The sequence below is a fragment of the Variovorax sp. 10L426 genome (genome assembly GCF_056395305.1).
In genome coordinates, this window is the sequence record NZ_JBFTJF010000001.1 from 42,007 (window position 1) to 65,122 (window position 23,116).

At 66.2% G+C, this 23,116-nt stretch carries 23 protein-coding genes; 15 read left to right on the forward strand and 8 right to left on the reverse strand.

Features of this window, described 5'->3' with window-relative positions:
- Positions 1-2: 2 nt before the first annotated feature.
- The 6 genes from AC1DHL_RS00205 to AC1DHL_RS00230 all read right to left on the reverse strand — a co-directional run bounded on the left by AC1DHL_RS00205 (position 3) and on the right by AC1DHL_RS00230 (position 6,175).
- Entirely contained in the window at positions 3-890 is an 888-nt protein-coding gene (locus AC1DHL_RS00205) for a branched-chain amino acid ABC transporter permease (protein WP_478159717.1), read from the reverse strand.
- Complete coding sequence (locus AC1DHL_RS00210) at positions 890-1,753, reverse strand: ABC transporter ATP-binding protein (RefSeq protein WP_478159719.1); 864 nt, start codon at positions 1,751-1,753, stop codon at positions 890-892. The genes AC1DHL_RS00205 and AC1DHL_RS00210 overlap by 1 nt, the downstream gene beginning before the upstream one ends.
- Positions 1,754-1,903: 150 nt before the next feature.
- Positions 1,904-3,550 (reverse strand): AMP-binding protein, encoded by a 1,647-nt coding sequence (locus AC1DHL_RS00215; protein ID WP_478159721.1) that lies wholly within the window; start codon positions 3,548-3,550, stop codon positions 1,904-1,906.
- A 162-nt stretch (positions 3,551-3,712) separates the two neighbouring features.
- The gene (locus AC1DHL_RS00220; protein ID WP_478159723.1) at positions 3,713-4,180 is read right to left on the reverse strand and encodes a MarR family winged helix-turn-helix transcriptional regulator; all 468 of its coding nucleotides are present in this window, start codon (positions 4,178-4,180) and stop codon (positions 3,713-3,715) included.
- A 119-nt stretch (positions 4,181-4,299) separates the two neighbouring features.
- Positions 4,300-5,232, reverse strand: coding sequence for a 3,5-dioxohexanoate:acetyl-CoA acetone transferase (gene kce / locus AC1DHL_RS00225; protein WP_478159725.1), 933 nt, complete (start codon positions 5,230-5,232; stop codon positions 4,300-4,302).
- Positions 5,233-5,260: 28 nt separating this feature from the next.
- A complete protein-coding gene (locus tag AC1DHL_RS00230; RefSeq protein ID WP_478159727.1) occupies positions 5,261-6,175 on the reverse strand; it encodes an SDR family NAD(P)-dependent oxidoreductase in 915 nt (304 codons plus the stop codon).
- 139 nt (positions 6,176-6,314) lie between these two features.
- Between AC1DHL_RS00230 and AC1DHL_RS00235 the strand changes: the two genes are divergently transcribed.
- From AC1DHL_RS00235 to AC1DHL_RS00275, 9 genes are read left to right on the forward strand one after another with little or no spacing between them, the layout of a single operon-like run.
- Positions 6,315-7,793, forward strand: coding sequence for a 3-oxoacyl-[acyl-carrier-protein] synthase III C-terminal domain-containing protein (locus AC1DHL_RS00235; protein WP_478159729.1), 1,479 nt, complete (start codon positions 6,315-6,317; stop codon positions 7,791-7,793).
- Positions 7,794-8,999, forward strand: a complete 1,206-nt coding sequence (locus AC1DHL_RS00240) for an acetyl-CoA acetyltransferase (protein WP_478159731.1) — start codon at positions 7,794-7,796, stop codon at positions 8,997-8,999. It abuts the gene before it with no gap.
- A 50-nt stretch (positions 9,000-9,049) separates the two neighbouring features.
- Entirely contained in the window at positions 9,050-9,820 is a 771-nt protein-coding gene (locus tag AC1DHL_RS00245) for a glucose 1-dehydrogenase (RefSeq protein WP_478159733.1), read from the forward strand.
- 13 nt (positions 9,821-9,833) lie between these two features.
- A complete protein-coding gene (locus AC1DHL_RS00250) occupies positions 9,834-10,631 on the forward strand; it encodes an enoyl-CoA hydratase-related protein (protein WP_478159735.1) in 798 nt (265 codons plus the stop codon).
- Positions 10,632-10,656: 25 nt separating this feature from the next.
- Complete coding sequence (locus AC1DHL_RS00255) at positions 10,657-12,186, forward strand: enoyl-CoA hydratase-related protein (protein ID WP_478159737.1); 1,530 nt, start codon at positions 10,657-10,659, stop codon at positions 12,184-12,186.
- On the forward strand, positions 12,183-12,635 hold the full coding sequence (locus AC1DHL_RS00260; protein ID WP_478159739.1) for a MaoC family dehydratase N-terminal domain-containing protein: 453 nt from the start codon (positions 12,183-12,185) through the stop codon (positions 12,633-12,635). The genes AC1DHL_RS00255 and AC1DHL_RS00260 overlap by 4 nt, the downstream gene beginning before the upstream one ends.
- Positions 12,632-13,030 (forward strand): MaoC family dehydratase, encoded by a 399-nt coding sequence (locus tag AC1DHL_RS00265; protein ID WP_478159741.1) that lies wholly within the window; start codon positions 12,632-12,634, stop codon positions 13,028-13,030. Before AC1DHL_RS00260 ends, AC1DHL_RS00265 begins: the two co-directional genes overlap by 4 nt.
- Positions 13,027-14,265 (forward strand): acetyl-CoA hydrolase/transferase family protein, encoded by a 1,239-nt coding sequence (locus tag AC1DHL_RS00270; RefSeq protein ID WP_478159743.1) that lies wholly within the window; start codon positions 13,027-13,029, stop codon positions 14,263-14,265. Before AC1DHL_RS00265 ends, AC1DHL_RS00270 begins: the two co-directional genes overlap by 4 nt.
- Complete coding sequence (locus AC1DHL_RS00275) at positions 14,262-14,753, forward strand: PaaI family thioesterase (protein WP_478159745.1); 492 nt, start codon at positions 14,262-14,264, stop codon at positions 14,751-14,753. Before AC1DHL_RS00270 ends, AC1DHL_RS00275 begins: the two co-directional genes overlap by 4 nt.
- On the opposite strand, the gene AC1DHL_RS00280 is transcribed toward AC1DHL_RS00275, so the two are convergent.
- Entirely contained in the window at positions 14,750-15,769 is a 1,020-nt protein-coding gene (locus AC1DHL_RS00280) for an NADP-dependent oxidoreductase (RefSeq protein ID WP_478159747.1), read from the reverse strand. The genes AC1DHL_RS00275 and AC1DHL_RS00280 overlap by 4 nt on opposite strands.
- A gap of 118 nt (positions 15,770-15,887) precedes the next feature.
- On the opposite strand from AC1DHL_RS00280, the gene AC1DHL_RS00285 reads away from it, so the two are divergent.
- From AC1DHL_RS00285 to AC1DHL_RS00310, 6 genes are read left to right on the forward strand one after another with little or no spacing between them, the layout of a single operon-like run.
- Positions 15,888-16,340, forward strand: coding sequence for a MaoC family dehydratase (locus AC1DHL_RS00285; protein ID WP_478159749.1), 453 nt, complete (start codon positions 15,888-15,890; stop codon positions 16,338-16,340).
- Positions 16,337-17,218 carry an HpcH/HpaI aldolase/citrate lyase family protein gene (locus AC1DHL_RS00290; protein WP_478159751.1) on the forward strand — a complete coding sequence of 294 codons (882 nt, stop codon included), beginning with the start codon at positions 16,337-16,339 and terminating at the stop codon, positions 17,216-17,218. The genes AC1DHL_RS00285 and AC1DHL_RS00290 overlap by 4 nt, the downstream gene beginning before the upstream one ends.
- Positions 17,219-17,251: 33 nt before the next feature.
- Positions 17,252-18,418 carry an acyl-CoA dehydrogenase family protein gene (locus tag AC1DHL_RS00295; RefSeq protein WP_478159753.1) on the forward strand — a complete coding sequence of 389 codons (1,167 nt, stop codon included), beginning with the start codon at positions 17,252-17,254 and terminating at the stop codon, positions 18,416-18,418.
- A 16-nt stretch (positions 18,419-18,434) separates the two neighbouring features.
- The gene (locus tag AC1DHL_RS00300; protein WP_478159755.1) at positions 18,435-19,634 is read left to right on the forward strand and encodes an acyl-CoA dehydrogenase family protein; all 1,200 of its coding nucleotides are present in this window, start codon (positions 18,435-18,437) and stop codon (positions 19,632-19,634) included.
- Between the two features lie 10 nt (positions 19,635-19,644).
- The gene (locus tag AC1DHL_RS00305) at positions 19,645-20,547 is read left to right on the forward strand and encodes an SDR family oxidoreductase (RefSeq protein ID WP_478159757.1); all 903 of its coding nucleotides are present in this window, start codon (positions 19,645-19,647) and stop codon (positions 20,545-20,547) included.
- A gap of 5 nt (positions 20,548-20,552) precedes the next feature.
- The gene (locus AC1DHL_RS00310; RefSeq protein ID WP_478159759.1) at positions 20,553-22,097 is read left to right on the forward strand and encodes an AMP-binding protein; all 1,545 of its coding nucleotides are present in this window, start codon (positions 20,553-20,555) and stop codon (positions 22,095-22,097) included.
- Positions 22,098-22,145: 48 nt separating this feature from the next.
- On the opposite strand, the gene AC1DHL_RS00315 is transcribed toward AC1DHL_RS00310, so the two are convergent.
- On the reverse strand, positions 22,146-23,021 hold the full coding sequence (locus AC1DHL_RS00315; RefSeq protein WP_478159761.1) for a DMT family transporter: 876 nt from the start codon (positions 23,019-23,021) through the stop codon (positions 22,146-22,148).
- Positions 23,022-23,116 lie beyond the last annotated feature (95 nt).

The window sequence follows — 23,116 nt, forward strand, 5'->3', positions numbered from 1 at the left end:
GGTCAGAGCCTCTCGATGGTTCGGGTGCCGAAGATGCCGTGCGGTCGCATCACGAGGATCGCGAGCACCACCACGTACGGAACGAGGTCACGCGCCTTGCCGCCGAGGTAGCCGGCGGCCACCGCGTCGAGCCAGCCGACGATCAGGCTCGCGACGATGGCGCCGACGATGCTGTCCAGGCCGCCCAGGATGATCACCGCGAAGGCCGCCAGCGCCGTCGAGGCCAGCAGCGGAGACAGGTTGGCCGAGGTGGCGATCAGCACGCCGGCGACTGTGCCGACAAGGCTGGACAGGATCCATGTCAACCGCTGTGCATGGTGGATGTCGATGCCCATGGTCGCAGCGGTCACCGGGTCGCTTGCGGTCGCGCGCAAGGCAATCCCGGTCTTCGAGTAGCGAAAGAATGCGATGAACGCGGCGATCAGCACTGCCGCCACCAGGAAGTTGCCGATGGCCGTGCCCGGGATCATCACCTCGCCGAAATTGAGCGGCATGCGCGGCAACAGCGGCGGCACCGTGAAGGTGTCGCCACCCCAGATCGCCTCGACGCTGCCGTGAACGATGCTGGCCATGCCGATGGTGGCCATCAGCACCGAGACGGGCGACTGGCCGGACAGCGGCCGCAGCACCATCCGCTCGACCACCACGGCGAGCAGCGCGATCGCGGCCAGCGCAACGCCGAAGGCCAGCAGCGGCGCGAGGCCGAAGGTCACGTGCGCCGCGTAGTAGAGATAGGCGCCTAGCATCATCACCTCGCCGACTGCGAAGTTCACGACGCCCGTCCCCTTGTAAACGAGCACGAAGCTCAGCGCGACCAGCGCCAGCACGCCGCCGGACAGCAGGCCGATGGTGCTGTACTCGATGAATTCGTACCAGGTGGCCATGTCCATCAGGCAGCCTCCTCGTCGGCGCCCAGGTAGGCCTGGATGACGCCCGGATGACTGCGCACCTCCGCGGGCGTACCGCTCGCGATAACCTCGCCGAAATTCAGCACGACGACGTGGCTGGAGATGTCCATCACCATGCCCATGTCGTGCTCCACCAGCAGCACCGTGACGCCCCACTCTTCCTGCACGTCGAGGATGAAGCGCGCCATGTCCTCGGTCTCCTCGCGGTTCATGCCGGCGACCGGCTCGTCCAGCATCAGTACGCGCGGTCGCATGGCCAGCGCCCGCGCGAGTTCGACGCGCTTCTGCAGGCCGTACGAAAGCGCCTCTACGGGCCGATGGCGCAAGTGGTCGATCTGCAGGAAGTCGATGACGCGCCGCTCGACCTCGTCGCGCAGCGCCAGTTCCTCGTTGCGAGCCGACCGAGTCTGAGCCAGGCTCTGCAATAGCCCAGCGCGCATTACGTGGTGTCCGCCCAGCTTGATGTTCTCGAGCACGCTCAGTCCGTGGAACAGCGCGATGTTCTGGAACGTGCGCGCAAGCCCGCGCGACGCACGCTGATGCACCGGCACGATGGTGATGTCCTGCCCGTCGAGCACAACACGGCCGGCCGCGGGACGGTAGAAGCCCGAGATGGTGTTGAACACGCTCGTCTTGCCGGCGCCATTGGGGCCGATGACCGCCGTGATCTGTCCTGGCGCTGCCGCGAACGAGACCCCGCGCAATGCATGGATGCCACCGAAGCGCAGATCGACGCCTTCGACCGCCAAGGACGCACCGGCAGCAGCGGCCGATTGTGCCCCACCCGTCGTGCGGCCGGTCGGCAGGGAGGATGTCCGCTGTATCGTCGAAGCCGCGATGTCCATGCGCCAATTCCGAAGTTCTGGGAGGGGCGCCGACCCCTCGCGCCCAAGACCGTCCGGCACCCAGGCCGGACACAAGAACATAATACGCTACTGTACCGTATGCAATATCAGTGCTTACCCGTGCGCTGGCAATGGCGGGGTGGCGAATGACTATTGCGTGACAGCGCCGAAGGCCTTCGCGCGTTCCTTCAGGATGAACTTCTGGATCTTTCCGCTGGGGGTGCGCGGTACCGCCGCGAGCACTTCGACACGCTCGGGCCAGTACTGCTTCGCGACCTTGCATTCGCCCATGTAGGCCTGCACGCCGGCGAGGTCGAGGGTCGCACCGGGGCGCAGTTCCAGGAAGGCACAGGCGCGCTCCCCGAGGCGGTCGTCCGGGTAGCCGACGATCGCCGCCATCGCGACGGCGGGATGCTTGTAGAGCAGCGCCTCGATCTCCACCACGGGGACGTTCTCCCCGCCGCGGATCAGCACGTCCTTGGTCCGGCCGTTGATGCGGATGTAGCCCTCGTCGTCCATATAGGCCAGGTCGCCGGTGTCGAACCAGCCTTCCGCGTCGTAGGTGTGGATGTCTGGCCGCTTGTAGTAGCCGAGCGACATCTGCGCACCGCGCACCAGCAGTCGGCCGGTCTCGCCGACCGGCATGGGCTTGCCGTCGAAGTCGACGATCCGGATACCGACGCCGTCGAGCGCGCGACCGTCGGTCTTCGACGATTTGTCGGCCGCGCGGGAAGGCTCTGTCAGGGTGCTCGAGAGCGATTCGGTCATACCCCAGAGTGAGCAGACCTTCAGATTCAGTTCGCTTGCAGCGCGTTCGATCAGCACCGGCGGAATGGGCGCGCCGCCGCACAGGAACGAGCGCAGGCGGTCAGGTCTCGGCGCGCCGTCGGCGACTGCTCCGCAGATGTCCGAGAGAAACGGCGTCGACGCTGCCGTGTAGGTGACGCCCTCCTCGGCCATCAGGGTGACGCCGCGCCGGGCCTCCCAGATGTCCTGGAGCACGGCGGTTGAACCGAGGTAGACACCCAGCACCATCACGGCGGCATAGCCCGTCATGTGACCGACCGGCGAGCAGGCGAGCAGCACGTCGTCAGAGGTCAGCCCGAAGCGGCCCGAAAGCGCCTTGTTGCAGGCCAGCAGCGTGTTGCATGAGTGCATCACGCCCTTGGGCGAGCCGGTGGTGCCGGAGGTGAACATCATCACCGCGAGTTCCTCGGGAGCGAGCGCCCGCTCTGCCGGGCTGTCCGCCGCCTCGACCCGCTTGCTGCCCTGCAGCAACAAGCGATCGAAGCCATTGGCGCCCTCCCCGTCGACGACCACGATGTGCTGCAGCTTGGGCAACTTGGTCTTCAGGCTTTCCGCCATCGCGGCATGGTCGAAGCCGCGGAATGTCGCTGGCACCACGAAGACCTTGGCCTCCGCGAAGCCCAGCATGAATTCGAGTTCGCGCTCCCGGAAGATCGGCATCAGCGGATTCACCACGGCGCCGATGCGGCCGCAGGCCAGCGTCATGACGACGAATTCCCACCAGTTGGGCACCTGCACGGCGACGATGTCGCCATGTCCGACGCCGAGATCGCGCAGCGCGCCGGCGGCCAACGCCACCTTGTCGCCGAGCTCGCGGTACGAGATGCGCGCTGGGTCAGCCTGGTCCGCGCGGTAGCTCACCAGGGCGAGCTTGTCGGGTGAGCGGCGGATCGCGGCGACGAGGTAGTCGTCGATCGTCCTGTCCAGCCAGAATCCCGCCTCTCGCATGTGCCGCGCGTGGGCGGCGGGATCGAATCCTTTGACCGTCATGCCAGTATCTCCAAGGTAGTCGCCAGCGGCACAGAACCCATTGCCATGCCGCGACTGAATTAGTTCACTACTGTACGATACGTGGATTCACGATCCATCGCAAGCCCGGACACCCCCGGGAAAGCGAGCACATGGACGGCCCGGAAGGGCCGCGGAGGCGGATCAGGCCGACTCAGTGGCCGTGAGATAGGTCAGCAGGTTGCGCTTCATCGCGTCCAGCGTGGTCGCCGCTGCCTCGAGCTTGGTGTCGGCCAGACCGTCGAGGATCTGTTCGTTGAGCTGGTGGCTGACCTTGCGCATCCTGGCGATCAGCTGCTTGCTCTTGGGTTCGAGGAAGACGCGGTTGACGCGCCGGTCCGTGGCGTCGGCACCGCGCCGTACCAGGCCGGATTTTTCCAGGCGGTCGATCAGGCCGCCGACGGCCACCTTGCCGAGGTCGAGCTCCTCGGCCAGTTGCGACTGCGTCATGCCGTCCTCGCGGGACAGATAGGCCAGCACCCACCATTGCGACCGGGTCACATTCAGCGGCTTCAGGCAGCGGTCGAAGGCGCTGCGTCGCAAGCGCGAGACGTCGTGGATCAGAAAACCGAGCCGAAGCTCCCAGTCGGTTGAATGTGCGTCTGTTGCCATGGTGCGTCCCACGCCGCGGGGCGGCGAGCCTATTACTGTAATGATGCGTACATTCTAGCAACTGACTTTAAGCGCCCAGGGTCCGGAAGGCGACAGGCGCCCGTGGGACTGGACGGGCGCTAGAAGGCGACCGCGTCCTTGCCCTTGAGCTGCAGGATCTCACGCGCCTCGGCGGGCGTGGCAACCGCCAGGCCCAGCCCTTCGATGATTTCGCGCGCCTTGCGCACCTGCTGCGCGTTCGATTCGGCGAGCTTGCCCGCACCGATCCACAGGCTGTCCTCCAGGCCGACGCGGACGTTGCCGCCCATCGAGGCGGACATGGCTGCGATCGGCATCTGGCTGCGCCCCGCCCCCAGCACCGACCAGCGGTAGTCGCCGCCGAAAAGCCGGTCGGCCGTGCGCTTCATGTGCATGACGTCGTCAGGGTGGCTGCCGATGCCGCCGAGGATGCCGAACACCGTCTGGACGAAGAACGGCGCCTTGACCAGCCCGCGATCCACGAAGTGCGCGAGGTTGTACAGGTGCGAGGTGTCGTAGCACTCGAACTCGTAGCGGGTGTCGTTGACCGACAACTCCGTCAGCACCGTTTCCAGGTCACCGTAGGTGTTGCGGAAGATCAGGTCCTTGCTGCCTTCAAGATAGGGGCGCTCCCAGTCGAACTTGAATTCCTTGAAGCGCTGCAGCATCGGAAAGAGGCCGAAGTTCATCGTGCCCATGTTCATCGAGGCGACTTCGGGCTTCAGCACCTTGGCCGGTTGCATCCGTTCCTGCACGGTCATGTAGGGCGAGCCGCCGGTCGTGAGATTGATGACCGCGTCCGAACGGGCCTTGATGCCCTTCAGGAACGGGACGAAGGCCTCGGGCCGCTGGTCGGGCTTGCCGGTGACGGGATCGCGCGCATGCAGGTGGATGATGGCCGCCCCCGCCTCGACGGCGCCGACCGCGGCATCCGCGATCTCCTGCGCTGTGACCGGCAGGTACGGCGACATCGAGGGCGTATGGATCGCGCCGGTCACGGCGCAGGTGATGATGACTTTGCGTTGTGTGGACATGCGAGTCTCCTTGGCTTCAAGACGGGGTCTAGACGGGGTCCCAGGTGAACACATCGCCCGAGCGATCGAGCGGGAAGAAGCTGGCGCGCAGCATGGGCAGCGCGGTGTCGAGCACGCCTTCGGGGGTCCAGCCTTCGCCGCAGTGCGCTGTGCGAATGGGACGAGGCTGGCTGAACAGATAGATCTCGTTGTTGCGCACGCCGAAGATCTGCCCGGTGACATCACTCGCCCTGTCGGCACAGAGCCCGACCACGAAGGGGGCGATCTTCTCCGGCACCAGTTTCTTGAGCCCCTCCACCCGCTTCTTCTGCTCCGGCGTTTCGCTCGGGATCGAGTCGATCATGCGCGTCCACGCGAACGGCGCCACGGCATTCGAGCGGACACCGAACTTCTGCATATCGAGCGCGATCGACTTCGACAGCCCCGCGATGCCGAGCTTGGCCGCGCTGTAGTTAGCTTGCCCGAAGTTGCCGATCAGCCCCGACGTGGACGTCATGTGCACGTAGACCCCGCTGCCCTGCTCCTTGAAGTGCGGCGCCGCAGCCCGGCTGACGTTGAAACTGCCCTTCAGGTGCACGGCCAGCACCTGGTCGAACTCCGATTCATTCATGCGGTGGAACATCACGTCGCGCAGGATGCCGGCGTTGTTGACGACGATGTCGATGCGGCCGAAGGCGTTGACCGCCGCCTCGACCATCTTGTTTGCCTCGCCCCAATCCGCCACCGAGCCGCCGTCGGCAATCGCATCGCCCCCCATCGCCTTGATGGCCGAGACGACTTCGTTCGCAGGTTGTTCGTTGTCCGGCTTGCCGTCCAGAGACGCGCCCAGGTCGTTGACGACCACCTTGGCGCCCGCTTCGGCCATCGCCAGCGCGATGCCGCGTCCGAGGCCCCGGCCGCCGCCCGTGATCAGCGCCACTTTGCCTTCGAGTAGTTTGCTCAATTCAGGTCTCCTTGGGTGCCGCCGTCGAGGGTAAACCCCTGTCCATCCTCGAACTTGCGGCTTGCAAAAATATCGTGCGCTAGCGTACCATGCACCACATGATCATGTACAGCAGGCGGGCGCTGCGACGCCAACATCCATGAAAGAATCCGACAGCATGTTCGGCCTTCTGGCCACCAACCGCTATGTGCCCCGACTGCGTCTGGAACGCAACGAAGTGGCCACGCAGCACCGCTGGATGGCACCGGGGCTCAAGTCGCTCGCCAAAGGGCAGCGCGCCATGGCGAACTGGGACGAGGACGCGGTGACCATGGCGGTCGAAGCCAGCCGCTCGCTGCTGGCCTCGGCGCCCGCGCCCGACGCGACGGAACTGACGCTGGCCTCCACCACCCTTCCCTTCGCGGACCGCCTCAATGCCGGGATCGTCGCTGCCGCGGTCGGCCTCGCCGCTGACGCCGTCGTGCGCGATGTCGCTTCGAGCGCGCGCGCCGCGTTGACCGAACTGTCTGGCGCGCTGCGTCACCCCGCGCCCGCCGCCACGCGCATCGTCGTCGCGGCGGAACGCCGGACCGCAAAGCCCGCCAGCGCGCAGGAACTGATCTTCGGCGATGGCGCCGCAGCGGCGTCCGTCGGAACCGGCCGAGCCGTCGCCACCTTCGTCGCGGCGCGTAGTCTGCATGCCGATCTGGTGGATCACTTCCGGCAGGCGGGCGAGTCCTATGACTATGGCTGGGAAGAGCGCTGGATTCGCGACGAGGGCTACATGAAGCTCGTCGCCGACACCATCAGGCAATGCCTGGCCGATGCAGGGGTGGGCGCCTCGGACGTGGGCCACTTCGCGCTCTCGGCACCGCTGGCGCGCATCAACGAGGCGGTGGCCAAGCGGGTCGGCATCGCGCCGGCAGCGCTCGTTGCCACTGCATCCGACACGGTCGGCGATCTCGGCTGCGCACAACCGCTGTCCATGCTCGACATCGCGGTGCGGGCGGCGGCACCCGGCGCGCTGATCCTGGTCGCAGCATTCGGGAGCGGCTGCGACGTGCTGCTGCTCAAGCGCACGTCCGTCCCCTGCCCGGGCAGCGCCCCCGGCACCGGCAAGTCCGAGACGAACTACCTCAAGTACCTGTCCTTCACCGGGCAGATCGAACTAGCCTGGGGCATGCGCGCCGAGATGGACAACAAGACGGCACTCACCGCGGCCTGGCGGGATCACGCACGCACAGAGCGCTTCGAAGGCGGGCGCTGCGAGCGCTGCGGCACCGTGCAGTTTCCGCGATCCCGGGTGTGCGTCAACCCGGCATGCCGCGCGCAGGACACGCAACAGCCCGCCAACCTGGCCGATGTGCCGGCCCGCGTGATGTCGCACACCACCGACTTCCTGGGCTACACACCCGATCCGCCATTCCAGTTCGGTCACATCGACTTCGAAGGCGGTGGCCGCGTGCTGATGGAGTTCACCGACACCGACGTCGGCGAACTCACCGTCGGCCTGCCTCTGCGCATGGTCTATCGGGTGAAGGAGTTCGACCACAACCGCGGCTTCCGACGCTATTTCTGGAAGGCGACGCCCACGCGAGCCGCCGTCAGCCACGCCCCATCCACCCTGGAGAGCAAGTAAATGGCCAGCGGAATCCGCGACAAGGTCGCCATCATCGGCATGGGCTGCACGCGCTTCGGCGAGCGCTGGGATTGCGGTCCCGAAGACCTGATGCTCGAAGCGTTCAATGAAGCCGTCGCCGATGCCGGCATCGACGCCTCGCAGATCGAGGCCGCATGGTTCGGCGTCTGCCTCGAGGAAAACAATGTCGGCAAGACCGCCGGCCCGCTTGCACAGGCGTTGCGTCTGCCGCGCATCGCCGCGACACGTGTCGAGAACGCCTGCGCCACAGGCACCGAAGCGTTGCGCGGCGCGGCCTATGCGGTGGCCGCCGGCGCCTACGACATCGTGCTCGCGCTCGGCGTCGAAAAGCTCAAGGACACCGGCTACGGCGGCTTGCCGGCACGCACGCGCGGTGTCGCCAATGACCTGTGGCTGCCGAATTCGACGGCACCCGGCGCATTCGCCCAGCTCGCCTCCGCGTACGCAGCCAAGCACGGCGTCGCGATGACGGAACTCCGCCGAGCCATGGCGCATATCTCCGTCAAGAGCCATGCCAATGCGGCGCTGAATCCGAAAGCTCACCTGCGCAACAAGATCACCGAGGAAGACGTGCTCAAGGCGATGACGATTGCCGCGCCGCTCGGTCTGTACGACTGCAGCGGCGTGAGCGACGGGGCGGCCTGCGCGATTCTCACGACGCCCGAAATCGCACGCGCCCTCAAGGCAAACGCCGAGATCGTCACGATCAAGGCGCTGGAGGTGTCGGTGAGCAACGGCGAGGAAGCGAGCTTCAACAACTGGGACGGCGCGAACATCGCGACCGCCAGGACGGCCGCCGAGCACGCCTACCTCGCAGCCGGCATCAGCGAGCCGCGCCGACAGATCCAGATGGCCGAGGTACACGACTGCTTCTCGATCACCGAGGCGGTACTTATGGAGGACCTCGGCTTCAGCGCGCCCGGCCGTGTGATCCACGACGTGCTCGACGGCGTCTTCGACCGTGACGGCGCCTTGCCCGTCGTTCCCGATGGCGGGCTGAAGTGCTTCGGTCATCCGATCGGTGCGTCCGGTCTGCGCATGGTCTACGAGGTGTATCAGCAGATCCACGGCCGTGCGGGCGAGCGCCAGCTCAAGAACGTCGACCGCGGCCTCACGCAGAACCTCGGCGGCCATCCGCACCAGAACGTGAGTGCCGTCGCCATCATCGGTCGCGCGGGCGCCTGAGCGCGCGACCGGATCGAATTCCCATTTCCCTTTTCAACTGGAGACTTCCCATGCGAGGACTGAAAGGCAAGAAGGCCATCGTGACCGGCGCCGGCAGCGGCATCGGCCGTGCCATTGCGTTGCGGCTTGGCGCAGAAGGCGCGATCGTCGGCGTGTTCGACATCAACCCGACCGGCGCCGCCGAAACCGTCAAGGCCATCGAGGCTGCGGACGGCAAGGCGATCGCGGTGACCTGCGACATCACCGACTACGCCGCGGTCACCGCGGCGGTCGTCAGCTTCGAGAGCCAGGCAGGTGCGGGCACCGACGTCCTCGTCAACAACGCGGGCTGGGACACGCCCATGCCCTTCCTGAAGACCGAGGAGGCCTTCTGGAAGAAGGTCACCGCGATCAACTGGTTCGGCCCGCTGCACATGACGCACGCGGTCGCCAAGGGCATGGCCGAGCGCAAGAGCGGCCGTGTGGTCAATATCGCGTCGGACGCCGGCCGCGTCGGCTCGACCGGCGAAGTCGTCTACTCCGGCTGCAAGGGCGCGACCATCGCGTTTGCAAAGGCACTGGCGCGTGAAGTCGCACGCAGCAACGTCACCGTCAACACCGTGTGCCCGGGCCCGACCGACACGCCGGCCATGGACGCCTTCGTCGGCACCGGCGAGCAAGGCCAGAAGATACGCGACGCGATGGTGCGCGGCGTGCCGCTCGGCCGCATCGGCGTGCCCGACGACTACCCCGGCATCGTGGCCTTCCTGGCCAGCGACGACGCCGCCTTCATCACCGGCCAGACGATCAGCGTCTCGGGCGGCCTCAGCATGCATGGATAACAGGAGCAGAAAGATGAGCAAGGAATACAAGGACATCCTCTACGAAGTGCGCGACGGTGTCGTGAACATCACGATCAACCGGCCCGACGTCTACAATGCGTTCCGCAACCAGACGCTGGAGGAACTGATCGACGGCCTGCGCCGCGCCGACGAGGAAAAGAGCGCGAATGTGATGGTTCTCTCGGGTGCAGGCGACAAGGCCTTCTGCACCGGCGGCGACCAGAAGGTGCACCTGAGCGAGGACGGGCTCTACGGTCCGCGCGGCACGGTCGGCATGCCCATCGAGGAGATGCAGACGGCGCTGCGCGACCTGCGCAAGGTCTCGATCGCCAAAGTGCAGGGCTTCGCAATCGGCGGCGGCAATGTCTTCGCGACCATGTGCGACCTGACCATCGCGAGCGAGAAGGCCGTCTTCGGACAGATGGGCCCCAAGGTCGGTTCGGTCGATCCGGGCTGGGGCACGGCCTACCTCGCGCGCATCGTCGGCGAGAAGAAGGCGCGGGAGATCTGGTTCCTCTGCCGCAAGTACAGCGCCGCCGAGGCCGAGAAGATGGGTCTGGTGAACAAGGTGGTGCCGCACGACCAGCTCGACGCGGAAGTGGCGCAGTGGTGCAAGGAAATCAACGAGATGAGCCCGACCGCACTCGCGATCGCCAAGCGGTCGTTCAACGCCGACAGCGAAAACATTCGCGGCATCGGCTTCCTGGGCATCCAGACGGTCAAGCACTACTACCAGACGGAAGAATCGAAGGAAGGCGTGCGCGCGTTCAACGAACGCCGCAAGGCCGACTTCAAGAAATACGCGAGCTGAGTGCAGCTGGCTGGAGGTAGACAAGTTGGAAACGCTGATCCATACGACTCTTGAGTCCGACGGCGTGCTCGTCGCCACCATCGACATGCCGGGCCGCACAATGAACGTGTTCTCGGCGGACCTGATGGATGCGCTCGATGCGCTGATGGACCAAGTCGACAACGACGCGCAGGTGCGCAGCGTGGTGCTGACGTCGGGCAAGTCCACCTTCCTGGCTGGCGCCGATCTCGTGATGGTGCGCGGCTACACCGACAGCGCGAAGACCGGCACGCACGATGAGCTGTTCTCGACGTGCGGCCGGCTGGGACGCCAGTTCGTCCGGCTCGAGCAGTCGGCCAAGCCGTGGATCGCCGCAGTGAACGGCATCGCCCTTGGCGGTGGGCTCGAGCTTGCTCTCGCCTGCCGTGTGCGCCTGGTGACCGACGAGCCGCGCACGCAAATTGGCGTACCCGAAGTGCGATGGGGTCTGTTGCCCGGCGCCGGCGGTACACAGCGCCTGCCGCGCCTGGCCGGCTTCGACGCGGCGATCGACCTGCTGCTGAGCGGCCGTTCGATCTCGCCCGCCGATGCAGTGCGGCTCAGCATCTTTGCCCGCGCGGTGCCGGCGCCACAGTTGCTGGACGAGGCCCGCGCCGAAGCACGCGCGCTCCACGGCAAGGCCTTTGACGTGAAGGCGAAGTTCGCCCGCCTCGAGCAGACCGACGTGCCTGCGTACAGCGAGGAAGGCGCACGCGCCATCGCGCTCAAGCATGGCGTCAGCCCGACGGATTTCGACCACTATCCCGCCTACAGCGCCATCGTCGACAGCGTGCTCAAAGGCGCGCGTTTGCCATTGGCCGAGGCGACGGATGTGGAGATGACGCAGTTCCTGCGGCTCATGTTCAACCCGGTCGCCGGCCACATGGTGCGCACCCTGTTTCTCGAACGCCTGCGCGCCGAGCGCGAGTTGGCGGCGCCGAAGGGCACGGGTATCGAGCGCATCGAAGTGGGCGCATCGGGGCCTGCACACAAGGCATGGGCCGACGCGCTTGCCAGAACGAAAGTGGCGCAGGCAGTCAATGCATCGCTGCCGGAGGGAACCATCGAGATCGTCGACCTGCAAGGCAGGCGCCATCGCGTGACGCTCGCAACCCTCGACACAACGGCCTCCACCGCTCCGGTGCTGGCCCTGCTCGCGCCCATGAGTCCCTATGGGCGGGTGATCGAGATCATCAGCACGGACGATGCGGCGGCGACCGCGCTCGCCGCCCTGGCGCCGCGTCTCGGCGCGTTGCCATGGCGCACACCGGGTCCGGCCAGTGTGCTGCAGAAGCTGCAGGGCGCGTCGCTCGAAGAGCAGGCGCGTATCGCGGTTCAAAGCGCGGCCACGCCGGGCGCAGGCGACGTGGCGTTCCTCGATGTCGCAGCCTGCCTGGCCGGCGCGACACCCGCCTGGAGCGGCGGACCTCTCAGCTGGCTCTGGGCCGAACGCGCCAAGGTCGTGCCCGGCTTCGACGCCGGATCCCGCGACGCGTGGAATCGGCTGCAGCCCGCCCTGCACCGCGCCTTCGCATGATCGACCGGACACGCGTCAGCTTCGAAACCGAGTCCACCACGGCGGACATCGATGGCTGGCGCGTGAAACTCTTCTGCCAGGCGATCGGCGAGGACGATCCGGTCTACCGTGATCCCGAGGCCGCACGCGCCGCTGGGCACCCGGCATGCCCGGTGCCGCCGACCTTCCTGAAGGCGGTGGAGGGGGACCACTTCAGCAGTGCGCAACTGATGTCGCTGCTCCAGGTGCCGCTGCGCGGCGTGCTGCATGCGGACCAGAGCTTCGATCATCTCGCGCCGGTCTATGTCGGCGACCGGATCGAGGTCAGCCGCAAGGTGGCCGACATCTTCGACAAGAAGAACGGCGCATTCACCTTCATCGTCGTCGATACGCACTACCGACGTGCGGGGCAACCCGTGGCAAGCAGCCGGCAGACGATCCTGGTGCGCAACGGGCTCGAGGCGACATGAGCGCAACGGCGTTTCCCGATCGGCTCGAACTAAGCTGCGGACCCGTCACCGCGGTCGACCTCGCCCTGTTCGCAGCCGCTTCGGGTGACCACAACCCGCTTCACCTCGACGTGGATGTGGCGCGCGCCGCGGGCTTCGACCGCCCGCTGGTGCACGGCATGTTGACGATGGCGTTCACCGCCCGTTTGTTCACGAAGAACTTCGGTGCAGGCAGCGTCCGACATCTCCACACGCGCTTCACCGGTGCCGCCCGACTCGGCGACACGGTCGTTCTGAGCGCGACCCTGACGGGCACCGACAACGCAGTGGGTCTCTACGACGTCGATGCGCGCACGGCGACAGGTGACGAACTGATGTCCGGCAAGGCACGCGTGACGAACGCGCTTTCGCAATGAGCCGCCTGGTCGATGCATTGCGACCCGGCATGCGCGTGTTCGTGCCGACACTGAGCACCGAGTCTTCGCTGCTCCTCGACGAACTGCGCGACGATCCGGGGCGTGCTCGGGGCGTGGTCTTCACTGGTGTTCAGTTTCCGGGCATCGACCGCGCTGACTATCTGGCGCTGCATCCCGAGGCACGGCAGACGGCCTTCTTCATGACGCGTCCGGTGCGCGCCGGCCTCCTCGAAGGACGCGCAGAACTGCTGTCGCTCGACTACCTCGGCATTGCGCGTCATCTCCGCGACGCCTCGCCGATGGACCTCGCCGTTGCCCAGCTCACACCGCCCGATGCCGAAGGCTGGTGCAGTCCGGGCCTCGCGAGCGATTTCATGCCTCTGATCTGGTCGCGCGCCAGGAAGCGCATCGCGCACCTCAATCCAAGGATGCCGCGCACGCAAGGCTCGTTCCGCGTGCACATCTCTGAGTTGGATGCCGCCGTGGAAGCCGATACGCCACTCAACGACTTCATCGAATCGCCGTCCGGCGAGGTCGAGGCGCTGATCGGACAGCATGTTGCGAAGTTGGTGCGTGACGGCAACACCCTCCAGTTCGGCATCGGCTCCGTCCCGCTGGCGCTGGCGGGTGCACTGAGTGCGCACCGCGGATTGCGCTTTCATGGCGGGTTGGTGTCGAGCGCCTTGCAGACGCTGTGGGAAGCCGGTGCCCTGGATCGCGATGCGCCAATCACTACCGGCGTCGTGCTGGGCGACACGTCTTTTCATGACTTCGTCGCGCGCCTTGCGCCGCTTCGCCTGGTTGACGTGACGAAAACGCACGACCCGGCCATCGTGGCGGCGATCCCGCGCTTCGTCGCGATCAACGCTGCGGCCGAAGTCGACCTGTTCGGCCAGGTCAATGGCGAACGCGTGGGCGGCATGATCCAGGCGGGCTCTGGCGGCTTGCCGGCTTTCGCGCAGGGCGCGATGGCCTCGCCCGGCGGCAGGCTCCTCATCTGCCTGGGCGCGACCGCACGCAAGGGCACCGTCTCGCGCATCGTGCCGGTGCTGGGTGATCAGAGCCTTTGCACATTGCCGCGCTATCTGGCGGACGCTGTCGTCACGGAGCATGGGGTCGCCGAACTCCGAGGCATGTCGCTGGATGCACGGGCCGAGGCCCTGATCGGCATCGCGGCGCCAGAGCACCGCGCGAGGCTCCAGGAAGCCTGGGGCGCGATCCGCAAAGTCGCATGACCACCATGACTGAAGACTCGCAAGCCACGCCTCCTCCCGGCTTCGAGGCCGTGGATCTGGGCGGCACCTTCGCGACCGCGAACGGACCGTTGTTCGCGCGCTGGCATGGCGAACGCCTGCAACTGGGCTTCCGTGTCGGGTCCGGGCACGTCAACCCCGGGCGGAACTGCCACGGCGGCATGCTGTGCACCTTCGCGGACATCCTGATTTCGACGGCCGCGCAGTACCAGACCGATATCCCGCGACAATTTCTCCCCACGATCAGCCTGCAGGCGGACTTCCTGGCCGGTGCGCCGCTGGGAAGCTGGGTTCAGGGCCAGGCCGAGATCCTCCAGGTGACGCGCAACCTCATCTTCTCGCAGGGCCTCATCCATGCCGACGGAGAGTTGGTGATGCGCGCGAGCGGCGTGTTCCGGCGCGGGCCGCTGCTGCCGGAATCCGCCGATGACCAGGCATTGCGCCTGCCCGGTATGCCGCAGCGCGCTTAGTCTTCGGCGCACAGCCGGATCAGCCGCTTGCCGAGGTTGTCGCCGCGGTAGAGTCCCGCGATCGCATCCGGCGCGCTCTCGATGCCTTCGAGAACCTCCTCCACATAACGCAGGCTGCCGTTGCGCAGCCATGCAGCCAGGTCGCCGCGCGCTCCAGCGGCGTATTCAGGGTGGTCGAAGATCACGAAGCCTTGCATGCGGGCACGCTTGGTGAGCAGATGGCGTTCCACGCGCGGGCCCTGCGGAGGTGGGTCCCAGCTTGCAACCGAGGCCGTGCCGCAGATCACGATGCGCCCGCCGACGTTCAGATGAGCCATCACGGCGTCGCTGATAGGCCCTGCCGTGTTGTCGTAGTGGACGTCGACGCCACCAGCACAAGCCTCGGCGAGGCGCTGCTCAAAATCGGCCGCCTTGTAGTCGATCGCTGCGTCATAACCGAAGCGGTCCAAGCACAGCACCCGCTTGGCGGCCCCGCCCGTGATTCCGACCGCGCGGCATCCTTTGAGCCGTGCGATCTGCCCGACGCACGAGCCAACGGCGCCCGCCGCCGTCGAAACGACCACCGTTTCTCCGGCACGGGGCTGACCCAGTTCCAGTAGCCCGTAGTGCGCAGTGACGCCATTGATCCCCATGACGCCGAGCGCAGTCGACATCGGGAGATCGTCTTCGACGATGCCACGCTGGATGCCGGCGCCATCGACCACGGCGTAGTCCTGCCAACCGAAGAGCCCCGTCACCGCGGTGCCGACCGGCCACGCCACATCGTTCGACTCGACGATGCGCCCGGCAGCGAAGGCGCGCATGACCGCGCCGACAGGCACCGGCTCCGAATAGTTGGCGACGGCACTGACCCAGCCGCGCATCGCCGGCTCGACCGACAACCAGATGTTGCGCACCAGCACCTGGCCCGGCCCCGGCGAGGGTGCCGGGGACTCCACGATCTCGAAATGCTCCGCCTGCGGGATGCCGGTCGGGCGGCTTTTAAGGCGCACCTGGCGATTGACGCGTGAGTTCATCGAATTGTCTCCATCAAGGTTCCCCCGGAGTTGCAAAGCCGCGAGACTTGCTATAGTACACATGCGTACCATGCACATCCATACGCTGTAGCAACTTTCTATTCACGAGGTAAACCCGATGGCAGGCCGCTGGTTTGAGGAGTTCGAAGTCGGTCAGACGTTCGACCACGAGATCCGTCGCACGGTGACCGAGGCCGACAACATGTGGTTCAGCAACGCCACCTGCAACCCCGCGGCGATTCACATCGACGCAGAGTACTGCAAGGGCACCGAATTCGGGCGGCCGCTGGTCAACAGCATCTTCACGCTCGGGCTGGTGATCGGCCTGTCGGTGCAGGAGACGACGCTCGGCACGACGGTGGCCAATCTCGGCATGACGGACACGCGCTTTCCGGGGCCGGTGTTCGCAGGCGACACGATCCGCTCGCGCACCACCGTCAAGGAAGTTCGCGAAAGCAAGTCGCGCCCGAATGCCGGCATCGTGACCTTTCTCCACCAGGGACTGAACCAGCGCGGCGAAGAGGTGTGCGTCTGCACGCGCCAGGCACTGATGCTCCGGAAGCCCCAATGAAGCCGCTCAAGCTCCGTTCGATGCTCTTCGTGCCGGCCGACAGCGAACGCAAGCTGGCGAAGTCGGTCGGCAGTCCGGCGGACGTTTTGATCCTCGATCTCGAGGACTCGGTCGCCGATTCGCGCAAGGTCGGCGCGCGCACCACTGCGGCCGAGTTCATTGCCGCGCAGGCGCCGAGCATTGCGGCCAGCCTCTTCGTGCGCATCAATCCGCTCGACACGGCGCTGGCGATGGGCGACCTCGCGGCGATCGTCGTGCCCGGACTGGCCGGCATCATGCTTCCCAAGACGCGCAGCGCAGCCGACATCACGCGCCTGGGGCACTGCCTTGACGCACTGGAAGCGCGCGCCGGCATCGAGCCCGGCACCGTGCGGGTCGTGCCTGTCGCCACCGAGACGCCGCAGGCCATGCTGACCATGCAGGGCTTCGCGGCCGGCCCGATCGATCGTCTCGCAGGCGTCACCTGGGGCGCCGAGGACCTGTCGACCGCCATCGGCGCCGTGTCGAACCGCGACGAGGACGGCACCCTCTCACCGCTTTACGTGTGGGCCAACTCGCTGTGCCTCTGCGCCGCGGCGTCCGCCGGGGTGCCGCCGATCGACACCTTGCACGCCGACTTCCGCGACCCCGAGGGTCTCGCCGCCGCCTGCCGCGCATCGCGCCGGCGGGGCTTTCGCGGCCGCATCGCGATCCACCCGGACCAGGTCGCCATCATCAATGAAGCCTATACGCCATCGGAGGCAGAGATCGTGCATGCGCGTCGCATCGTCGATGCCTTCGCTGCCGCGCCGGAGGCAGGCACCCTGAGCCTCGACGGCGTGATGCTCGACAAGCCGCATCTGACACAGGCGCTCGAGACCTTGCGGATGGCCGCGTAGACGGCCGACAACACCAGGACCCACGGAGACCTTATGGATTTCTCAATCAGTGAAGACCATCGTGCGATTCGCGACGGCGTGAGCGCGGTCGTGCGATCCTTCGACGACGAGTATTGGCTCGCACGCGACGACGACGGCGAGTTTCCGCGGGCCTTCCACCGCGCGATGGCCGATGCCGGCTGGCTCGGCATCACGATGCCGCCGGAATACGGCGGCGCCGGCCTCGGCGTGACCGAAGCCGTGATCATGCTGCACGAGGTCGCGAGTCACGGCGGTGGCATGGCGGCCGCATCGACGGTTCACATCAATCTCTTCGGCCCGCACCCGATCGTGGTGTTCGGCACGCCGGAGCAACGTCAGCGCTGGCTGCCGCGGCTGGTCGAGGGCAAGGACCAGTGCTGCTTCGGCTTCACCGAGCCGGATGCCGGCCTCAACACGACGGCGATCAAGACCTTCGCGCAGAAGGTGCCCGGCGGCTACATGGTGCACGGCCAGAAGGTCTGGACCTCGACGGCGCAGGTGGCCAACAAGATCATGCTATTGACGCGCACCACCAAGCTGGAGGATTGCAAGAAGCCGACCGACGGCATCACGATCTTCTATACCGACCTGGACCGCAGCAAGATCGACGTTCACCGCATCCCCAAGATGGGCCGCAAGGCGGTCGATTCGAATTCCATCTTCATCGACGGCCTGTTCATCCCGGAGGCAGACCGCGTCGGCGAAGAAGGCAAGGGCTTCTCCTACATCCTGCACAGCCTCAACCCCGAGCGTCTGCTGGTGGCGGCAGAAGCCGTTGCCATCGGTCAGGACGCGCTGCGCCGTGCCGCCAAGTACGCCCGGGAGCGCGTCGTCTTCGATCGCCCCATCGGCCAGAACCAAGGCATTCAGCATCCGTTGGCCGAACGCTGGATGGCGCTGGAGGCCGCATGGGCGATGGTGATGAAAGGGGCCTGGCTCTACGACCAGCACCAGCCCTGCGGCGCCGAGGCCAACACCGCCAAGTTCCTCGGCGCACGCGCGGGCTTCGATTCGTGCATGCAGGCCGTGCTGACGCATGGCGGCTTCGGCTACGCGAAGGAATACCACGTCGAGCGCCTGCTGCGCGAAGTGACGGTGACGCGCATCGCGCCCGTGACCGAGCAATTGATCATGTCGTTCATCGCCGAGAAGGTGCTGGACCTTCCCAAGTCCTACTGACCGCAAGGGAGCCAAGGTGTTCAAACGAAATCTCTTCAACGAAGACCACGAGTCGTTCCGCAGCATGGTGCGTCGATTCATCGACAACGAGATCGCGCCCCATCACGCACAGTGGGAGGAGTCCGGCGTCGTGCCGCGAGAACTTTGGCTGAAGGCGGGTGCTGCTGGCATGCTGTGCTGCACTGTGCCGGAGCAGTATGGCGGGGTCGGCGCCGACTACCTCTTCGACGTGGTGGTGTTCGAGGAGATGGCGCGCTCCGGCTTCTCGGGGCCGGGCTTCATGATCCACTGCGATCTGGTCGCGACCTACATCGCCAGCTTCGGCACCGAAGCGCAGAAGAAGAAGTGGCTTCCGCTGATGGTGGCCGGCGAGGCCATCGGCTCGCTCGGCATGACCGAGCCCCATGCAGGATCGGACCTGAAAGCCATCCGGACCAAGGCCGTGCGCGACGGCGACGACTTCGTCATCTCCGGCCAGAAGGTGTTCATCTCGAACGGACAGCTATGCGACGTGATCGTGCTGGCGACAAAGACCGACTCGACCGCCGGCGCCAAGGGCGTGACACTGTTTCTGGTCGACACCAGCCTGCCGGGTTTCCGCCGCGGCAAGAACCTGCACAAGCTAGGGATGAAGGCGCAGGATACGTCGGAGCTGTTCTTCGACGAAGTCCGCGTGCCCGCGACCGCAATGCTCGGCGAAGAGGGTCGCGGCTTTGAGCTGATGATGACCAAGCTCGCGCAGGAGCGGCTCGCGCAGGCCATCCGTTCCGCCACCGTGGCAGAGACGGTGATCGACTGGACGATCGAGTACACGGGCAATCGCAAGGCTTTCGGCAAGACGATCGGGGATTTCCAGAACACTCAGTTCAAGATGGCCGAATTGAAGACCGAGGCTGTCGTCGGTCGCCAGTTCACCGACAAATGCATCGAGACCTTCATGAAGGGCGAGCTCAACGCGGTCGACGCCGCGATGGCCAAGATGTGGCTCAGCAACATGCACTGCAAGGTCGTCGACGAATGCCTGCAACTTTTCGGCGGCTGGGGCTACATGTGGGAATATCCGATCGCGCGCGCCTATGCGGACGCGCGCATCGTCAAGATCGCCGGTGGATCGATCGAGGTGATGAAGCACATCATCGGCCGCCAGCTCTTCCACGAATTCCGCCCGGGCAAGGACGCTGCCGTCAATGGCGTCGCGGGCATCAACCCCGTCTAGGAGACAAGCAGTGATCCCGTCCACCTTTCGCCCCGACGTGCTGTCCGGCAAGCGCATCCTCATCACCGGCGGCGGCACCGGCCTTGGCAAGGAACTGGCGCGGCAGTTCGCCGCCCAGGGTGCCGCGGTGCACATCTGCGGACGCCGCGAGGCGGTCCTGCAAGCGGCCGTTGCAGAGTTGAACGAAACGGCGCGGCACGGCGGCAGTGTCGAGTACCACATCTGCGACGTGCGCGAAGCCGATCAGATCGAGGCGATGGTCGATCGCATCTGGGCCGGCGGCCCGTTGACCGGCCTCGTCAACAACGCGGCTGCCAACTTCATCTCACCGTCCATCGACATCAGCCCGCGCGGCTTCGCCGCCGTGCGCTCGACGGTGATGGACGGCGCACTCTTCGCCACGCTCGCATGCGGAAAGCGTTGGATCGCCCAGGGCCTGCCCGGCTCCGTCGTGAGCATGCTCGTGACCTGGGTCTGGACGGGCTCGGCCTACGTGCTGCCTTCGGTCATGGCCAAGACCGCGGTGCATGCGATGACGATGTCGCTCGCGGTCGAATGGGGTTCGAAGAACATCCGCGTCAATGCCGTGGCGCCGGGACCGTTCCCCACCGAAAGCGCGTGGGAAAAGCTCGCGCCGATCCCGAAAGCCAACGTCGGTGCCGCGTCGGCGGACGAAGTGCCGATGCAGCGCTTCGGTCGCATGCCTGAGCTGTGCAACCTGCTGACCTTCCTGCAGGCCGATGGCTGCGAGTACCTCACGGGCCAGAACATTGCGATCGACGGCGGACACCACCTGGCGGCCCCCAGCACCTTCGCCGCGTTGGGCAAGCTGACTCCGGAGGATTGGGCCGAGGCCAAGACCATCGTGCGTGGCCGTGCCGAACAGGAAAAGGCACAACGCAGCGCAGGCTGATGCCGATGGCCGAAAGCGACAGCGCCACGCGCGATTTGCGGGTCCATGCCCGTGCGACGCCGGACCATCCCGCCATCGTCTGCGGCAGCGAGTCTTGGACATACGCCGCGCTCGAATCGATGAGCAACCGCCTGGCCGCGGTGTTGCGCAGCCTGGGACTCGCACGCGGCGATCACGTCGCTTCGTTGATCGGTAATCGCGCCGAGGCGGTGGCCCTTGCCTGGGCGGCCTGGCGTGCCGGCGTCTACCTGACGCCCATGCCGACCGGCCTCACAGCCACGGAGTTGCGCTACATCGTCGACGATTGCGATGCGAAGGTCGTGGTCGCCGATACGGCGCTCGCAGACGTGGCGGCGCAGCTTCCCGCTCTGCTGAAGCCTGGCATCGCATGGCTGTCGATTCGTGGCGAGATTCCGGCGTTCACAGCGATCGAGCCGCAGCTTGCCGAGGCCTCGCCGGAACTCCACGCCGACGAGACGCCCGGCGCGCTGATGGTCTACACGTCCGGCACGACGGGCGCACCCAAGGGCGTGTTCCGGCCGCTTCCTCCTGCCGACTACCGCGGGACGCCGCCATTCGCCGGGGATCTGCTGACGCTGTTCGGACTCGGTGACGCCGACGTTCGATACCTCTCGACGGCCCCGCTCTACCATGCAGCCCCTCTGCGCTTCGCGCTGGCCGTTACCGCCGCGGGAGGCACGGTGCACGTGATGGAGCGTTTCGATGCGGGCGAGGCGCTCGATCTTCTAAAGCGCCATGCCATCACCCACAGCCAATGGGTGCCTGCGATGTTCCAGCGGCTCCTCGAGCTCCCCGCCGAGCGTCGCTCAGCCTTTTCCGCGCCATCGCATCGCTGTGCGATCCATGGCGCTGCGCCCTGCCCTCCCGCGCTGAAGAAGGCCATCATCGAATGGTGGGGACCGATCCTGCTGGAGTACTACTCCGGAAGCGAAGGCGTGGGGCTCACCCTCATCGATTCGCAGGAGGCGCTCGCCCATCCAGGCTCAGTCGGCCAGTCGCGCAAGGGCACACTGCACATCGCAGACGAAGCGGGCCAGGTATTGCCCGCCGGAGCCACCGGCCTCGTGTGCTTCTCGGGCGTGACCCCGTTCGCCTACTACAAGGCGCCCGAAAAGACCGCCGCTCGCACGTTGCCGCAAGGCTGGCAGACCTTCGGCGACATCGGCCATGTCGACGAGGCAGGCTATCTCTACCTGACCGATCGTCAGGACGACATGATCATCTCCGGCGGGGTCAACGTGTATCCGCAGGAAATCGAGTCGTCCATTCGCGGCGTGCCGGGCGTATGGGACTGCGCCGTCGTCGGTGTGGAAGACGAGCGTTTCGGCGAACGGCCTGTGGCGTTCGTGGTGCCCGTGCGTGACATGCCCGCAGGCGAGCCGTCAGCTTTGATCGCCGCCGTGCGCGCGCATTGCGAGCTGCATCTGGGCCGCATCAAACGGCCCTCCGATTTTCATGTCATCGAGAGCCTCCCGCGATCGCCGACCGGCAAGCTATTGCGTCGGCGCCTGCGTGATGTGATGTGCTGAGCGTCGCGCGGCCCACAGTCTGACGAGCACCGTCGCGGCGGAGGCACCTCAGGCGCGGCTGTACGTGCCCAGCGCTGTCCCGACGATCACGATCAGGAGGCCCGCAGCGTGCCAGATCGTCAGCGTCTCGCCGAGCAGCAGCGCCGCAAAGCCCACGCCAAACACAGGCACCCAGTAGAACCATAGCGAGACGCGTGCGACGCCGATCTTCACGATGGCGTGGTTCCAAGCCAGGTTTCCGAAAGCCGTTGCAATCAACGCCGAGAACAACACCAGCATCAGGGGCCAGAAGCCGGGCATCCAGGCGTCGAGCGCAGGCGCCGCGCCGACGGCAATGGTATGCAGTGCGAGCATCAAGGTGCCGAAGGCGTAGATCATGGCGCTCGCGTAGAGCGCGTCGGTTTCCCGGGCGAGCCGTTGGATCAGTACGCCGCCAATCGCGAATGTCACGACCGAGGCGACGACCATTGCGTCGCCAAATCCGGCTTCGGCCGCACGAGCGCTCTTCGACTGCAACACCACGAGCAGCACCCCGCCAAAGCCGAGCACAACGCCCGCGATATTGGACGATCGGATGCGTTCGCGCAGGATCAATGCAGCCATCAGGGATGACACCAGAGGACTGAGCGCGATCGCCACCGATGCGTTCGTGGCGGTGGTCCTCACCAGGCCGGCCGCCAGCAGGATCTGGTTGACGTAGACCATCAGCAAGGCACAGACCAGCACCGTGCCCAGCTGATGCCTGGTCATGCGCGCCCGCGGCAGCGTTTCGCGCTGCTGCCAGAGCATCGCGCCCATGAACAACGCAGCGATCGCGGCCCGCTCCGTCGCCATGACGGCAGGGTCGAAGTAGGACGAGATTGTCTTCATCGCCGTCATGTTCAATCCCCAGAGCGCCGTGACGAAGAAAAGAAGCGCAGACAACCGATGTCCACCTGAGGGAGCGCGACGAGCAGAGGACGACATCAAGGCTTCCGATTCAAAGAGCAATCTGATTCTTCTGAAGTGTCGCACGCGGG